Annotated in this window: 12 protein-coding genes; 11 read left to right on the top strand and 1 reads right to left on the bottom strand. The window is 62.5% G+C overall.

The annotated features are described in order from the left end of the window. Positions 1–39 precede the first annotated feature (39 nt). From KHO53_RS15230 to KHO53_RS15185, 10 genes are all read left to right on the top strand, one after another. Entirely contained in the window at positions 40–1,419 is a 1,380-nt protein-coding gene (locus tag KHO53_RS15230) for an OprD family porin (protein WP_010223420.1), read from the top strand. Between the two features lie 72 nt (positions 1,420–1,491). Next, on the top strand, positions 1,492–3,087 hold the full coding sequence (locus KHO53_RS15225) for an ABC transporter substrate-binding protein (protein ID WP_036993943.1): 1,596 nt from the start codon (positions 1,492–1,494) through the stop codon (positions 3,085–3,087). A 74-nt stretch (positions 3,088–3,161) separates the two neighbouring features. Continuing rightward, complete coding sequence (locus KHO53_RS15220) at positions 3,162–4,172, top strand: ABC transporter permease subunit (protein ID WP_036993941.1); 1,011 nt, start codon at positions 3,162–3,164, stop codon at positions 4,170–4,172. Between the two features lie 10 nt (positions 4,173–4,182). Then, positions 4,183–5,112: an ABC transporter permease subunit gene (locus KHO53_RS15215; protein ID WP_036993939.1), complete on the top strand. Its 930-nt coding sequence runs from the start codon at positions 4,183–4,185 to the stop codon at positions 5,110–5,112. A gap of 10 nt (positions 5,113–5,122) precedes the next feature. After that, positions 5,123–6,091: an ABC transporter ATP-binding protein gene (locus KHO53_RS15210; RefSeq protein WP_010223425.1), complete on the top strand. Its 969-nt coding sequence runs from the start codon at positions 5,123–5,125 to the stop codon at positions 6,089–6,091. After that, positions 6,091–7,059, top strand: coding sequence for a peptide ABC transporter ATP-binding protein (locus tag KHO53_RS15205; protein WP_036993936.1), 969 nt, complete (start codon positions 6,091–6,093; stop codon positions 7,057–7,059). Before KHO53_RS15210 ends, KHO53_RS15205 begins: the two co-directional genes overlap by 1 nt. Positions 7,060–7,145: 86 nt before the next feature. Continuing rightward, the gene (locus KHO53_RS15200; RefSeq protein WP_036993934.1) at positions 7,146–7,955 is read left to right on the top strand and encodes an AraC family transcriptional regulator; all 810 of its coding nucleotides are present in this window, start codon (positions 7,146–7,148) and stop codon (positions 7,953–7,955) included. Positions 7,956–8,016: 61 nt separating this feature from the next. Beyond that, complete coding sequence (locus KHO53_RS15195; protein WP_213570471.1) at positions 8,017–9,423, top strand: NAD(P)/FAD-dependent oxidoreductase; 1,407 nt, start codon at positions 8,017–8,019, stop codon at positions 9,421–9,423. Positions 9,424–9,455: 32 nt separating this feature from the next. Continuing rightward, positions 9,456–9,797, top strand: coding sequence for a cupin domain-containing protein (locus tag KHO53_RS15190; RefSeq protein ID WP_010223429.1), 342 nt, complete (start codon positions 9,456–9,458; stop codon positions 9,795–9,797). A gap of 55 nt (positions 9,798–9,852) precedes the next feature. Then, positions 9,853–10,932, top strand: coding sequence for a polyamine ABC transporter substrate-binding protein (locus KHO53_RS15185; RefSeq protein ID WP_010223430.1), 1,080 nt, complete (start codon positions 9,853–9,855; stop codon positions 10,930–10,932). Positions 10,933–11,040: 108 nt separating this feature from the next. On the opposite strand, the gene KHO53_RS15180 is transcribed toward KHO53_RS15185, so the two are convergent. Continuing rightward, entirely contained in the window at positions 11,041–12,624 is a 1,584-nt protein-coding gene (locus KHO53_RS15180) for a peptide chain release factor 3 (RefSeq protein WP_213570470.1), read from the bottom strand. Between the two features lie 334 nt (positions 12,625–12,958). Between KHO53_RS15180 and KHO53_RS15175 the strand changes: the two genes are divergently transcribed. Continuing rightward, on the top strand, positions 12,959–13,672 hold the full coding sequence (locus tag KHO53_RS15175) for an ABC transporter permease (RefSeq protein ID WP_010223432.1): 714 nt from the start codon (positions 12,959–12,961) through the stop codon (positions 13,670–13,672). Positions 13,673–13,684: the final 12 nt, after the last annotated feature.

The following is a 13,684-nucleotide window of genomic DNA, read 5'->3' as shown; positions in this document are numbered from 1 at the left end:
GGCGATCACTAAAAAAAGAAAAGAAAAGGGAGCTTTACCTTGAAACGAACCAAAACCGCAGTACTGGCATTGTCCCTCAGTGGCCTGTCAGCCGTGGCCCAGGCCGAACCCGCCAGCCAGGACTTCGTCCCGGTCAGCGTCAAATCCACCAGCGCCCAGAGCGAAGCCAAGGGTTTCATCGAAGGGCAGAGCCTGTCCGGTTCGACCCGCAACTGGTACGCCCGCGAACGCGCCACCCGCGCGCCGATGTGGAAGTACTACAAGAGCGATGGTACCCGCCACGACACCCACAGCCGGGACAACTGGGTCCAGGGCACTATCCTCAACTACACCTCGGGCTTTACCGAAGGTACTGTTGGTTTCAGCACCGAAGTCGCCGCCTACAACGCCATTGCCCTGCAGCGCGGCCGTGCCGCAGTGGCCGGGCCGAACAACCGGACCCTGACCCACAGCGATGGCGACGTCATCGGCCAGTGGAGCAAGATGGGCCTGGCCAACGTCAAGGCGCGGGTTTCCAACACCACCCTGACCGCCGGCCGCCAGTCGATGGACACCCCGGTACTGGCGTTCATTGGCAACCGTGCCTTACCGTCGAGCTTCGAGGGTGTGAGCATCCACAGCGAAGAGTTCGACAACCTGTCCTTTGATTTCGGTACCTTCGACCGGCTCTCGACCCGGACCGAACAGGGCACCAGCAAGTTCGTTGCCGAGTATGGTGATCGCGCCTTTGAAGCCGATCACGTCAACATCGCCGGCGTCAGCTACCAGCCACTGAAGAGCCTGAAGACCAGCTTCTACGTGTCCAACGTCGAAGACCTGTGGAACCAGTACTACTTCGGCGCCAGCCATGAGCTGGGCGACAGCGCGGTGCTGAGCCTGACCACTGGCCTGAACTACTACAAGACCAAGGACGAAGGCAAAAGCAAGCTCGGCGACATTGATAACGACACCTACAGTCTGTCGTTCGGCCTGACCCACCAGGCTCACAACCTGACCTTCTCCTACCAGCAGGTCAACGGCAACGAATACTTCGACTACCTGCACGACACCAACGCGATCTTCCTGGCCAACTCCCTGCTCTCGGACTTCAACGGCCCGAACGAGAAGTCGATGCAGATTGCCTATGTATTGAACATGGCCCAATACGGCGTGCCGGGGCTCAAGTTCAACCTGTACAACGCCCGTGGCTGGGGCATCGACGGTACCCACTACAAGGGCACCGGTTACGACGTCCGCGGCCTGGACGACGAGAACCACTACGAGTGGGGCATCGGCACCACCTACGCGGTGCAGAGCGGCACCCTGAAGGACACCACCATCCGCGCGACCTATACCGCCCACCGGGCCAGCAAGGCCCAGGCCGACGGTAGCCTGGACGAGCTGCGGATTGTCACCACCATTCCTTTCAACTTCCTCTAGAACGCGGTTTCCCGGTCGGTTCGCCGAACCGGCCGGGACGGCTACTCTGGTTAATCGATTGCAGGAGGTTTCATGAAACTGTTACCACTACAGGCTGCCCTGGCAGCCGTCCTGTTGAGTACTGCGGCGGGCCTCTCGGCCAAGCCGCTGGTGGTATGTACCGAGGCCAGCCCGGAAGGCTTCGATATCGTCCAGTACACCACTGCCGTGACCGCCGATGCCTCGGCCGAGGCCATCTTCAACCGCCTGGTCGACTTCAAGCCAGGCACCACCGATATCCAGCCAGCCCTGGCCGAACGCTGGGACATCAGCGCAGACGGCCTGACCTACACCTTCCACCTGCGCGAAGGGGTCAAGTTCCACACCACGGATTACTTCAAACCCACTCGCGATATGAATGCGGACGACGTGCTGTGGAGTTTCCGACGACAGCTGGACCCGAATCACCCGTGGCACAACAAGACCAGCATCGGTTTCCCTTATTTCGAGAGCATGGGTTTCAAGGACCTGCTCAAAAGCGTCGAGAAGACCGACGATCACACCGTGGTCTTCACCCTCAATCGCCCCGAAGCGCCTTTCCTGCGTGACCTGGCCATGGCCTTCACCTCGATCTACTCCGCCGAATACGGCGACCAGTTACTCAAGGCCGACAAGACCGCCGAGCTCAACAGCAAGCCGATCGGCACCGGCCCGTTCATCTTCCAGCGCTACAACAAAGACGCTCAGGTCCGCTACAAGGCCAACCCGGAATACTTTCGCGGCAAGCCTCCAGCCGATGCCCTGATCTTCGCCATCGCCAATGACAACAACGTGCGCCTGCAGAAGCTCAAGGCCAACGAGTGCCAGGTGGCGCTGTATCCCAAGCCCGACGACATCCCCAGCATCAAGGCCGACCCCAAATTGAAAGTGGCCGAGATGGAAGCGCTGACCACCGGCTACATCTCGCTCAACACCGAACACAAGTACCTGAGCGATGTGCGCGTGCGCAAAGCCATCAACATCGCTTTCGACCGCCAGACCCACGTCGACCAATTGTTTGGCAAAGGCAACGCGCTGGTCGCGGTCAACCCTTACCCACCGACCCTGATTGGCTACAACACCGACAATCAGAACCCGCCTCGCGATCTCGACAAAGCCCGTGCCCTGCTCAAGGAAGCCGGCGTGCCGGAGGGCGCGGTGCTGACCCTGTTCACCCGCAACGGCGGCGGCCCGACCAACCCCAACCCGCGCCTGAGTGCCGAAATGCTCCAGGCGGACCTGGCCAAGATCGGCCTGAAAGTCGATATTCGGGTGATGGAATGGGCCGAAATGCTGCGCCGTGCCAAGAAGGGCGAAGCGGACATGGTCTCCGCAGGCTGGGCCGGTGACAACGGCGATCCGGACAACTTCCTCAGCCCGCTGCTTAGCTGCGACGCGGTGAAAAGTGGCGAGAACTATGCCCGCTGGTGCAATCAAACCTTCCAGCAGTTGATCACCAAGGCCCGTGAAGTCACCGACACCAATGAGCGCGCAGCGCTCTATGTAAAGGCTCTGGCGGTGTACGATGAAGATCAACCGTGGATCAGCATGGCGCATCCGAAGATGTTCACCGCCATGCGCGACAACGTTGAGGGGTACCACATCAACCCCCTCACCAATAACAACTTCGCCACTACCCAGGTGAAGTAGAACAAGAACGACCGCCGACACCCTACCCGGGTGTCGGCGGGCATGCCTGACCGGCTGATGAGGTACTCCAGAAGATGTTTAGTTTTATTGCCCGGCGCCTGGGATTGCTGATCCCGACCTTCTTCGGCATCACCTTGCTGACGTTTGCGCTCATACGGCTGATACCCGGCGATCCGGTTGAAGTCATGATGGGTGAACGGCGGGTCGACCCGGAAATGCACGCCCAGGCCATGGAGCGCCTGGGGCTGAACAAACCGCTTCCCGAACAGTACCTGGACTACGTCAGCAAGCTTGCCCAGGGTGACCTTGGCGAATCGCTGCGTACCCGTGAAAGTGTCTGGACCGAGTTCCTCGCCCTGTTCCCGGCGACCCTCGAGCTGGCCATGGCGGCGCTGTTTTTCGCCGGGGTGATCGGCCTGCTGGCCGGGGTGATCGCCGCGCTCAAGCGCGGTTCGCTGTTCGATCACGGGGTCATGGGGATCTCGCTGGCTGGCTACTCGATGCCGATCTTCTGGTGGGGCCTGATCCTGATCATGTTCTTCTCCGTAAGCCTGGGCTGGACCCCGGTTTCCGGGCGCATCGACCTGCTTTACGACATCGAGCCGAAAACCGGCTTCATGCTCATCGACACCTTGCTCAGCGACGAGGAAGGCGCCTTCAAGGACGCGCTGATGCACCTGATTCTGCCGGCCATTGTCCTGGGCACCATTCCGCTGGCAGTGATCGCCCGGATGACCCGCTCCTCCATGCTCGAAGTGCTGCGCGAAGACTACATCCGTACGGCCCGCGCCAAGGGCCTGTCACCGGCCCGCGTGGTGTTCGTGCACGGCCTGCGCAACGCGCTGATCCCGGTGCTGACGGTGTTCGGCCTGCAGGTCGGCACCCTGCTGGCCGGTGCGGTACTGACCGAAACCATCTTTTCCTGGCCGGGCATCGGCAAGTGGCTGATCGAAGCCATCGGCGCCCGTGATTACCCCGTGGTACAGAACGGCATCCTGTTGATTGCCTGCCTGGTGATCCTGGTCAACTTCGTCGTGGACATTCTCTACGGCCTGGCCAACCCACGCATCCGTCATCAGCGCTGAGGGCCTCGTCATGACTACCCCACTTCCGAAATCTGTCACCACCCCGGCCACCGCTGTCGACCAGAGCCTGCTCTACCCTTCGCCGTACAAGGAGTTCTGGCAAGCCTTCTCGCGCAACAAGGGTGCGGTCGCCGGGCTGATGTTCATGAGCCTGATCGTGTTCTGCGCGCTGTTCGCACCCTGGGTGGCGCCGCACAACCCCAGCGAGCAGTACCGTGACTTCCTGCTGACCCCGCCGGTGTGGCTCGAAGGCGGCAACTGGCAGTTCATCCTCGGCACCGACGAACTCGGTCGCGACCTGCTCTCGCGCTTGATCCAGGGCTCGCGCCTGTCGCTGCTGATCGGTCTGTCGTCGGTGGTGATCTCGCTGATCCCGGGGATCTTCCTCGGTCTGTTGGCCGGGTTCTTCCCGCGCATCCTCGGGCCGTCGATCATGCGCCTGATGGACGTGATGCTGGCCCTGCCCTCGCTGCTGCTGGCGGTCGCGATCGTCGCCATCCTCGGCCCTGGCCTGATCAACACCGTGATCGCCATCGCCATCGTCTCGTTGCCATCCTATGTGCGCCTGACCCGCGCGGCAGTCATGGGTGAACTGAACCGCGACTACGTCACCGCCGCACGCCTGGCCGGTGCCGGCCTGCCACGGCTGATGTTCGTCACCGTGCTGCCCAACTGCATGGCGCCGCTGATCGTCCAGGCCACCCTGAGCTTCTCTTCGGCGATCCTCGACGCTGCCGCCCTGGGCTTCCTCGGCCTTGGTGTGCAGCCGCCAACCCCCGAGTGGGGCACCATGCTGGCCTCGGCCCGCGACTACATCGAACGCGCCTGGTGGGTCGTGAGCCTGCCTGGCCTGACCATTTTGCTCAGCGTGCTGGCAATCAACCTGATGGGTGACGGACTGCGCGATGCGCTGGACCCGAAACTCAAGAATGCCGCCTGAGGAGATCGCCATGTCACTTCTGCAAATCAAGAATCTGAATGTGCGCTTTGGCGACGCCAATGCGGTACCGGTGGTCGACGGCCTGGACCTGTCGGTCAATGAAGGTGAAGTCCTGGCCATCGTCGGCGAATCGGGCTCCGGCAAGTCGGTGACCATGATGGCGTTGATGGGTCTGATCGACGCCCCCGGGCGTATTACCGCCGACGCCCTGACCTTCGACGGCACCAACATGCTCAAGCTCAGCGGCCGGCAACGACGCAAGGTGGTCGGCAAGGATATGGCCATGGTCTTCCAGGACCCGATGACCGCTCTCAACCCCAGCTACACCGTGGGTTTCCAGATCGAGGAAGTCCTGCGCCAGCACCTCGGACTGCGCGGCAAGGCTGCCCGCCAGCGTGCCCTGGAGCTGCTCAAAAAAGTTGAAATCCCTGGCGCCGAAAGCCGCCTGGACGCCTACCCGCACCAGCTTTCCGGCGGCATGAGCCAGCGGGTGGCGATCGCCATGGCGATTGCCGGCGAGCCCAAGCTGCTGATCGCCGACGAACCGACCACCGCCCTCGACGTGACCATCCAGGCGCAGATCATGGAACTGCTGCTCAACCTGCAAAAAGAGCAGAACATGGCCCTGATCCTGATCACCCATGACCTTGCCGTAGTGGCCGAAACAGCCAAACGGGTGTGCGTGATGTACGCAGGCCAGGCCGTGGAAGTGGGTCAGGTGCCCGAACTGTTCGACGTACCGGCGCACCCCTACAGTGAAGCGTTGCTAGCGGCGATCCCCGAGCACAGCCAAGGCGCCGAGCGCCTGGCGACCCTGCCGGGCATCGTCCCCGGGCGCTACGATCGCCCCGAAGGCTGCCTGCTGTCGCCGCGCTGCCCGTACGCGCAGGACAACTGCCGCCGGCAACGGCCAACCCTCGACCCCCAGGCCCATAGCCAGGTGCGTTGTTTCTACCCGCTGAACCAGGAGGTGGCGTAATGACCGTCGTCCTTACCGCCCGTGAACTGACCCGTCACTACGAGGTTTCCCGTGGCCTGTTCAAGGGCCATGCCCTGGTGCGCGCACTCAACGGTGTGTCCTTTGAACTGGAAGCCGGCAAGACCCTGGCTGTGGTTGGCGAGTCCGGCTGTGGCAAGTCGACCCTGGCCCGGGCCCTGACCCTGATCGAAGAGCCGTCTTCCGGTTCGCTGAAGATCGCCGGCCAGGAAGTCGCCGGGGCCAACAAGGCCGAGCGCAAGCAACTGCGCAAGGACGTGCAGATGGTCTTCCAGAGCCCTTACGCCTCGCTCAACCCGCGGCAGAAGATCGGCGACCAGTTGGGCGAACCGCTGCTGATCAACACCAACCTGAGCAAGGCCGAACGCCGCGAGAAGGTGCAGGCGATGATGCAACAGGTCGGCCTGCGCCCCGAGCACTATCAGCGCTACCCGCACATGTTCTCCGGTGGCCAGCGCCAGCGTATTGCCCTGGCCCGGGCGATGATGCTGCAACCGAAAGTGCTGGTGGCCGATGAACCGACTTCGGCCCTCGACGTGTCGATCCAGGCCCAGGTGCTGAACCTGTTCATGGACCTGCAGAAGGAGTTCAACACCGCCTACGTGTTCATTTCCCACAACCTGGCGGTGGTGCGCCATGTGGCGGATCAGGTGCTGGTGATGTACCTGGGCCGGCCAGCGGAAATGGGCCCCAAGGAGGATATCTACAGCAAGCCGCTGCACCCTTACACCCAGGCGCTGCTGTCGGCGACACCGACCATTCATCCGGACCCGCTCAAGCCGAAAATCAAGATCGCCGGCGAGCTGCCCAACCCACTGAATCCGCCACCTGGCTGTGCCTTCCACAAGCGTTGCCCGTATGCCACCGAGCGTTGTGCTGCCGAGGAGCCGGCGTTCAGGCAGGTGGGGACGCGGCAGGTGGCGTGCCATTACGCCGAGCAGTTCCTGTAACCGCATCGCGGGTCAAGCCCGCTCCCACAGTGCACTGTGTGGGAGCGGGCTTGACCCGCGATTGGCCCCTCCATCACTATCCAGCAATGACCCCAGACCCAATCCCCGACGGCCCGGAACAAACCCCGGAAACCGCCGCCACCGTCCTGCGCTACCACCTGTGCTGGAAGCATCGCGACCTCGACGGGGTCATGGCCTTGTATCACCCCGATATCCACTACAACGACTTCTTCCAGAACCGCGTCTTGCACCTCGACCAGCTGCGCGAATACGTGCGCGTGAGCATGCCCCGCGAAGCCGATGAAGACATCGTCCACAGTGACCGCATCCGCGTCGACGGCTGCACCGCCTTCATTCAGTATCAGGTCACCCTGCGCGGTGGCGAAGGCCTGGTGGCGTTCCAGTCCAGCGAAGCGATCACCGTGCGCGACGGTTTGATCTGGCGGGTCAACGAGTACGCCTCGCTGGTCCGTGCCCCCAGCCAGGCCCCCGGCCACAACGACCTGCGACCGGCAGTCAGCCGCTTGGGCCTGTCGCCGCGCCAGCTGAGCTTCATGGCCCAGGACCTGGAACAGTACTTCCGGCACCAGCAACCCTACCTCGACCCGGAGCTGGACCTACAGTGCGTCGCCCGCGAAAGTGGCTACAGCCGTAACCAGATCTCCTACCTGCTCAACCAGGTGCTCGGCCAGAGCTTCTACCGCTACGTCAACCAGGCCCGCCTGCAACACCTGCTGACCAGCCTGGAGGCCAGCACCACAGTCGCGCGTGTCGACGAGCTGGCCTTTGCCGCCGGCTTCAACTCGCTGTCGGCGTTCTACAAGTGTTTTCGTCAGCACACCGGCCTGTCGCCCAAGGCCTACGTGAAGCAGAATTCTCTGCGTGCACGCACGTAAGACACAGCGCCCCGCAAGCTTCTAGGATCGCCACAGACCGTTACCGATGTGGAGCCGAACAATGCTGGCATGGCGCAGTATCAGCCTGTGGATGGACCAACTCGATGAGCCGTTGGCCTCACGCCCGGCGCTGCAACAGGACCTGGACGTCGACGTCTGCATCATCGGCGCTGGCTACACCGGGCTGTGGACCGCCTACTACCTCAAACGCCTGGCGCCGCAACTGAACATCGCCATCGTCGAAGCGCAGATCGCAGGCTTCGGTGCTTCCGGGCGCAATGGCGGCTGGCTGATGGGTAACCTGCTCGGCGAAGACCGCCTGCTCGCCGGCTGCACGCCCGAACAGCGACGCGCCAGCTATGACCTGCTGCACGGCATCCCCGATGAAGTTGCCCAAGTGCTCGAGCGCGAAGGCATCGACTGCGACTACCGCAAAGGTGGCGTGCTGTATTGCGCAGCACGCTACCCCGAGCAGGAAACCAGCCTGCGCACCTACCTGAACAAATGCTACAAACAGGGCCTGAGCGAAGCCGACTACCGCTGGCTGAGCCCCGATGAGCTGGCGCTCCAGTTGCGTATCAGCCGCCCCTATGGCGCAATCTTCAACCCCAATGTCGCCACCATCCAGCCGGCCAAACTGGTACGCGGCCTGGCCCGTACGGTGGAGGCCATGGGCGTGAAGCTCTTTGAGAGCAGCCCCGTCACCCAGTGGCGCGCCGGCGAGGTGCGTACGTTGCAGGCACGGGTCAAATGCCAGTGGCTGGTGCCGGCGGTCGAGGGCTACTCGGTCAATCTGCCGCCACTGGGCCGCTATCAAATGCCGGTACAAAGCCTGCTGGTGGCCACCGAGCCGCTGCCCGAACAGACCTGGGAGCAGATCGGCCTCAACCGCGGCCAAGCCTTCAGCGAGAACAGCCGTCAGGTCACCTACGGTCAGCGCACCCTCGACAACCGCCTGGTGTTTGGCGCCCGTGGCGGCTACCGCTTCGCCGGGCGCCTGCGTGACAACTTCGACCTCACCGACAGTGAAATCGAACTGCGCCGCTACCTGTTCGGCGAACTGTTCCCGCAGCTCAAGAACGTCGCCATCACCCATGCCTGGGGCGGCAACCTGGGCATGGCCCGGCGCTTCCAGCCGCACATGTTCTGCGACCGCAAACAGCGGATTGCCCTGGCGGGTGGCTACGGCGGCGAAGGCGTCGGCGCCAGCAACCTGGGCGGGCGAACCCTGGCCGACTTGATCCTGGAGCGGCGCAGCGTGCTTACCGAACAGCCCTGGACCAACCACGACCGGGCCCTGCACAGCCTGCCCGGCTGGGAGCCTGAACCCTGCCGCTGGCTGGGTTACAACGCAATCATCAAGAGTTTCGTCCATGAGGACCAGACCCTCGCCGCCCCCTCCAGCGCCCCCTGGCGCCGACGCCTGGCCAGCGGCGTGGCGGACTTCATGGAAGGCTTCATGCGCTGACTTTTCGTTCCCCCTGCACAGGACTCACCGGTATGAGCATTACCCAGTTCAAGAACACCGACAGCGTCACCCTCGACGACTCCAACCCGGTGGCCGTACCGCTCGGCGAGCCGGTCTCGATCGCCTCGGTAACCTGCGTCGAGCGCAGCGATGGCGTCGAAACCGGCATCTGGGAATGCACCCCGGGGCGCTGGCGCCGGCAGATCGTCCAGCAGGAGTTCTGCCATTTCATCAAGGGCCGCTGCACCTTCACCCCTGACGGTGGCGAACCGCTGAGCATCGAAGCCGGCGACGCCATCCTGCTACCGGCCAACAGCACCGGCACCTGGGATATCCAGGAGACCGTGCGCAAGACCTACGTGCTGATTTTCTGATCATTTGATCGCCTGCCTCCTTCGATAAAAAACAGATGAAGCAAGGAATCCAGACATGCGCCCATTGCTCTTCGCACCACTATTGCTGGCCGCCTCCATCGCCCAGGCGGCCGATACGGTGAAAATCTACAACTGGTCTAGCTACATCGCCCCCGACACCCTCAAGCACTTCCAGCAGGCCAGCGGCATCGTGCCGACCTACGACGTGTTCGACAGCAACGAGACCCTCGACGGCAAGCTGATGACCGGCAACTCCGGCTACGACGTGGTGTTCCCCTCCAACCACTTCATGGCCCGGCAGATCCAGGGCAAGGCGCTCAAACAACTGGACAAGCGCCAGCTGCCCAACTGGAAAAACCTCAACCCGGTGCTGCTCAAGGCCCTGGAGGTCAACGACCCGGGCAACCAGTACGGCTTCCCGTACCTGTGGGGCAGTACCGGGATCGGCTACAACATCGACAAGGTCAAGGCGGTGCTGGGCGACAACGCCCCGGTGGATTCCTGGGACCTGATCTTCAAGCCCGAGTACATCAGCAAGCTGAAAAGCTGCGGCGTGGCGGTGCTCGACAATGGCCCGGAACTACTGCCGATCGCCCTCAACTACCTGGGCCTGGCGCACCACAGCCAAGACCCGAAAGACTACGACAAGGCCAAGCAACTGCTGATGACCGTGCGCCCGTACATCAGCTACTTCCACTCCTCCAAGTACACCGGCGACCTGGCCAACGGCGATATCTGCGTGGTGGTGGGCTTCTCCGGCGATGTGCTGCAGGCCAAGAACCGGGCAGAAGAGGCGAAAAATGGCGTGAAGGTCGGCTATTCGATTCCCAAGGAAGGCGCTCCGATGTGGTTCGACATGGTCGCCATGCCGGCCGACGCACCAGACGAGAAAGCCGGCTACGCCTATATGAACTACCTGCTGCAGCCTGAAGTGATGGCCAACATCAGCAACCATGTGCAGTACGCCAACGGTAACCTCACGGCCGACACCCTGGTCGACCCGGCGCTAAAAGCCAACGGCATGATCTACCCCAGCGACCAGATGCTCGGCAAGCTCTATGCCCTGGAAGCGATGCCGGCCAAGATCGACCGCATCCGCACCCGGATCTGGACCAGTATCAAAGCGGGAAACTAAGCCTTCGGCCAGCTGCAAGCGCCAAGCTTCCAGCTGCAAAAAAAAAAAAGCAGACCGCGCACGGTCTGCTCTTTCTTGACGCTTGAAGCTTGAGGCTTGAGGCTTAAGTTAGTGATGCTCGCGGGTCGCGCGGAACTTCACATCCGGCCAGCGCTCTTCCATCAGCGCCAGGTTGACCCGGGTCGGGGCCAGGTAGGTCAGGTGACCGCCACCGTCGATGGCCATGTTTTCCACGGCCTTGTTCTTGAATTCCTCGAGTTTCTTCTTGTCGTCGCAGCTGATCCAGCGCGCCGACCAGACGGTGATGGGCTCGTAGGCACACTCGACCTTGTACTCTTCCTTCAGGCGGCTGGCGACCACATCGAACTGCAGCACACCGACGGCGCCGAGGATGATGTCGTTGCTGCGCTCCGGGAAGAACACCTGGGTCGCACCCTCTTCAGCCAGTTGCTGCAAGCCCTGGCGCAGTTGCTTGGACTTGAGCGGGTCTTTCAGGCGCACGCGGCGGAACAGTTCCGGAGCGAAGTGCGGAATACCGGTAAAGCCCAGGGCCTCGCCTTCGGTGAAAGTATCGCCGATCTGGATGGTGCCGTGGTTGTGCAGGCCGATGATGTCGCCGGCCCAGGCCTCTTCCAGTTGCTCACGCTCGGAGGAGAAGAAGGTCAGCGCATCGCCGATGCGCAGGTCCTTGCCGGTGCGCACGTGGCGCATTTTCATGCCTTTTTCGTAACGGCCCGAGCAGATACGCATGAAGGCGATACGGTCGCGGTGCTTGGGGTCCATGTTCGCCTGGATCTTGAACACGAAACCGCTGAACTTCTCTTCGGTCGGCTCGACGGCGCGCTCGTTGGCCTCGCGCGGCAGCGGGCGTGGCGCCCAGTCGACGACGGCATCGAGCACGTGGTCGACACCGAAGTTGCCCAGCGCGGTACCGAAGAACACCGGGGTCAGCTCGCCACGCATGAATTCGCCCTGGTCGAACTCGTGGCAGGCGCCCTGCACCAGCTCCAGCTGCTCAAGGAAGCGCTCGTACTCGTCGCCAAGGTGGGCGCGGGCTTCATCGGAGTCGAGCTTCTCGATGATCTTCACCTCGGTGCGCTCATGGCCGTGGCCCGGGGTGTAGACGATGATGTAGTCGCCCGCCAGGTGGTACACGCCCTTGAAATCGCGGTAGCAACCGATCGGCCAGGTGATGGGTGCGGCCTTGATCTTCAGGACCGCTTCGATTTCATCGAGCAGTTCGATCGGGTCGCGGATGTCACGGTCAAGTTTGTTGATGAAGCTGACGATCGGCGTGTCACGCAGGCGGCAGACGTCCATCAGGGCGATGGTCCGTGGCTCGACCCCTTTACCGCCGTCGAGCACCATCAGCGCCGAGTCGACGGCGGTGAGGGTACGGTAGGTATCTTCCGAGAAGTCTTCGTGGCCCGGGGTGTCGAGCAGGTTGATCATGTGCTCGCGATAGGGGAACTGCATCACCGAGGTGGTGATGGATATACCACGCTGCTTCTCCATTTCCATCCAGTCGGAGGTGGCATGGCGGTCGGACTTTCGCGATTTCACCGTACCGGCGACGGCAATTGCCTTGCCCATCAGCAGGAGCTTTTCGGTGATGGTGGTCTTACCCGCATCGGGGTGGGAAATAATGGCGAAGGTGCGGCGTTTCGCGACTTCGGCGGCCTGGTTGGTCATGGGAAATCGCCTGGCAGGTGATTCAAAAAAAGGGCGCAGATTATAGCCCAAATTTGCCCCCGAACTGAACCGTTGGGTTAATCAGCGCTGGCCAAATGCCGCTTCAGATGGGAACCTTTACGACTGTGGAGGCGTCCACTCCCCTGATCCGCAATCGGTCATGACCGTTCGTCAGGGTTGGTTTCACCGGCACTACGAGCCTGACGAGGCTTCGCTTATGGCGTGTTCCACTCCGTTTTCGGACAACGCGCTGCTTATCGCGATCACACTGCCTGCCGCCTGGAATGGTGGCCGCCACGGGAGTGTGTTCGCCGACAACAAAAGGAGTCCGCCTGTGGCTAAAAGCTATGGCAAGGGGCTGATGGGATGTGCCTTCGTGCTCGTCATCCTGGCCCTGCTGATCCACTGGATCGGCATCGATACGATCGCGCACTACCGCGCCGATCTGTGGTTCTACCTGCAAGCGCACCTGATGCTGGTGTTGCTGTCGATGGTGGCGGCGCTAGCCGTGGGCATACCCGCTGGGATTGCCTTGAGTCGACCACATCGGGTCGACCGCGCCGAACGCTTCATGCAGTTTTTCAACATTGGCAACACCATCCCCCCTTTGGCCGTTCTGGCCATCGCCCTGAGTTTCCTGGGCATTGGCGCCGGTCCCGCCGTCTTCGCGCTGTTCCTCGCCTCCCTCCTGCCCATCGTACGCAACACCTACGAAGGCCTGAAAAACGTTCCCGCCTCGCTCAAGGAAGCCGCCACCGGTATCGGCATGACCCCGCGCCAGACCCTTTGGCGGGTCGAGTTGCCCAACGCCGTGCCGATCATCGTCGGCGGTGTGCGGGTGGCCCTGGCGATCAACGTCGGTACCGCGCCGCTGTCGTTCCTGATTGGCGCCAATAGCCTGGGCAGCCTGATTTTCCCCGGCATTGCCCTGAACAATCAGCCGCAACTGCTGCTCGGCGCTGCCTGTACCGCCCTGCTCGCCCTGGTACTCGACGCCCTGGTGGCGCAGTCCAGCCGCCGTTGGCTTGAACGCGGCCTGGCCCACTAAGCGAAGGAGCTC

This window comes from Pseudomonas sp. RC2C2, from assembly GCF_018390435.1.
In the GTDB taxonomy this organism is placed as follows: Bacteria; Pseudomonadota; Gammaproteobacteria; order Pseudomonadales; family Pseudomonadaceae; genus Aquipseudomonas; species Aquipseudomonas donghuensis.
The sequence above is the reverse complement of the archived record's forward strand: the minus strand, read 5'-3'. Positions and strand labels throughout refer to the sequence as shown.